We start from the raw sequence: 2,552 nt of genomic DNA, 5'->3' as shown, positions 1-2,552 counted from the left end.
CCAAGCTACAGGAGCTTACTCCTTCTCAGGTTGCCAATGCTTCTGGGTATCTTCGCGAAAACAGTCCTTTTGTTATTAGAGATGATCAAGACATTGATTTCCTAGATAAAATTTCCACGCCTACGGTGGCTGCAAAGGCACACAAGTTATTGTCTAATATCGCTCGCTGTAATCCAACACCGGGCACGTTTTTGAGGCTTCGATTCGGAGGCTTGGACGAACAGATGAAACACTTTGTAGGAGTCCGCACCTCATCGAGATATCCTGTGGACAACACCGCAGATCGCGCCGCTATGGAGCTTTTTCCTGCGTTGAGCATGGCTTGGGCTGAGAATGAATCTGAATTACGTTTTCTTTTGATTGAGTATTTGGTTAAAGGGGTTGGCTTTCTGAGCCAGGAAGGAGCCGGCGACTCTCACGATCTAGCCTTTCGAATTTCCTCGAAGGGATGGGAACATTTGCAAGCTCAGGGTATGTCGGACAGCAGCACAGCCTTCGTGGCGATGTGGTTTAATGAAGAGGTGAATTCTGTATGGGAACAGGCCATTTACCCTGCTATTGACGAAGCGGGTTATTCCCCGCTTAGGATTGACAAAAAGCACCATAACAACAAAATTGATGACGAGATCATTGCCTCAATTCGTGGTGCCAAGTTTGTTGTGGCTGATTTTACGGGGCAGCGCGGAGGTGTGTACTACGAAGCCGGCTTTGCTGGAGGATTGGGTAAACCCGTTATTTGGTGTGTCCGTAATGACGATATATCCAATCTCCATTTTGACACGCGGCAATTCAATCATCTGGTGTGGTCGCCGGACGATTTGCAGCAGTTCAAAGAGGACTTACGTTTGCGAATCTTGTCTACTCTTGGCAAGGGCCCGTTGAAAACCGCCGCGTCAACTCTCAGAGCGTGAAGCGAAAGTTATTTGTGGAGGCTGCAGCTGGAAAAAACTAGTCTTTGAGGCCGAATTCTCCCCATGCCCTCATTCACCCCTCTGCTGCCACTGCGAAGGCATCCCACCCGTATTCGGTTCATACTGAAGGGGCGTCGGAAATCGAAATAGCTGAATCAACATCACCCCCGCACCACACCCACCCGGTTAAACTTCGCCAGCCCCAGCGCCTTCACCTCCGCCGCCGTGTAGCTCTCAGCGCCCACCAGTTTGTCACGCAGCTGCTCCCGCAGCGACTCCATCAGTTCACGGCCATTTTGCATCCAAGTGTAGTACAAGCAGAGCGGCACGTAGCGGCGCTCACCAAAGCGGATGAACAACGTATTCGCCCGTGTCATGGAAATGAACTGGTGCGCGCCACGGCTCTGCGGCGCAAACCGCAGCACGCAAAACCACCACGGCGTGTACTCCGGCAGACCAAACACGGCGGATTCAATCTCCTCCAGCGGAATCACCGTGGCATAGCTGCCGCGCCCAATCCGCAGCGCGGAATCCGTCAGCTCAAAGTGCGGCTTCCGCCGGTCAACGTTCAGCGCAAACAACGTGATCAGCGTGGTGGCAACGGCCCACGCGGTGAGAATCTCCTCGCGGGTGGTCTTGTGGTCCAGCATCGCGCTGCCGCCCACGACAATGAACGCCGCAACCATAAAACCCGCCAGTGGCATGACCAGAAGGTAGCTCAGCCAGTAAGTCGGCTTGGGTCGCGCAAGGATGGACGGGGCTGGCATAAAAAACGCTCGCTCGCCCCATGACATCCGGTTTGAGACCGAGATGCAAGAGCGAAGCACGCCACCCCGTAATTTCACCACATGATTCGCCGCCCCCATACACACCTCGCCCTCGTGCTGCTGGCAGCCGCGCCCGCCTGGGCAGCGGCGGCACCCGTGATGTTTGAAAAAGACGTGCGCCCCATCCTCAAAACGCACTGCTTTCAATGCCATGGCGAAGAGGGCGAAATGAAGGGCGGCCTGGATGTGCGCCTCGCGCGCTTCATCCTCAAAGGCGGCAAGGACGGCCCCGTGATCGTCCCCGGCAAAGTGGCCGAGAGCCATCTGCTCGACCTCGTCAAAAAAGGCGAGATGCCCAAGGGCAAAACCAAGCTCAAGGATCAGGACATCGCCACCCTCGAAGCCTGGGTGGCACAGGGTGCCAAGACCGCACGCCCGGAGCCGGAAAAGCTCGGGCCTGAACACGCCTTCACCGATGAAGAGCGCGCCTGGTGGTCGCTGCAGCCCATTCATGCCGTGAAGCCCCCGGTGGAGAAAAAAGGTGCCACGAATATCGACGCCTTCATCGCCGCGAAGCTCACCGAAAAAGGCCTCTCCTTCTCGCCCGAAGCCGACCCCGTCACCTTCATCCGCCGCGCCAGCTTTGATCTCATCGGCCTGCCACCCACGCCAGCCGAGGTGGACGAATTCGTCGCCGCCTACATCAAGAATCCGCAGCTCAGCGTCGAGCGCCTCGTGGACCGCCTCCTCGCCTCTCCGCACTACGGCGAACGCTGGGGCCGCCACTGGCTGGACACCGCCGGCTACGCCGACAGCGAAGGCTTTGGCGAACGCGACATCGAGCGCCCCTGGTCATGGAAGTACCGCGACTACG

Annotated in this window: 2 protein-coding genes and 1 pseudogene; 2 read left to right on the top strand and 1 reads right to left on the bottom strand. The window is 56.9% G+C overall.

Annotation, left to right across the window (positions count from 1 at the left end):
* Positions 1 to 911: pseudogene (locus ACIREA_RS30385) on the top strand (hypothetical protein); the annotation flags it as partial.
* 161 nt (positions 912 to 1,072) lie between these two features.
* Here ACIREA_RS30385 and ACIREA_RS30380 read toward each other — a convergent pair.
* Positions 1,073 to 1,678, bottom strand: coding sequence for a hypothetical protein (locus ACIREA_RS30380; RefSeq protein WP_397386061.1), 606 nt, complete (start codon positions 1,676 to 1,678; stop codon positions 1,073 to 1,075).
* 81 nt (positions 1,679 to 1,759) lie between these two features.
* Between ACIREA_RS30380 and ACIREA_RS30375 the strand changes: the two genes are divergently transcribed.
* The coding region (locus ACIREA_RS30375; protein ID WP_397386060.1) for a DUF1549 domain-containing protein at positions 1,760 to 2,552 on the top strand (793 nt) is incomplete at its 3' end.

The organism is Prosthecobacter sp., from assembly GCF_044373815.1.
Classification (GTDB): domain Bacteria; phylum Verrucomicrobiota; class Verrucomicrobiia; order Verrucomicrobiales; family Verrucomicrobiaceae; genus Prosthecobacter.
This window is presented reverse-complemented; position numbering and strand designations above follow the sequence as displayed.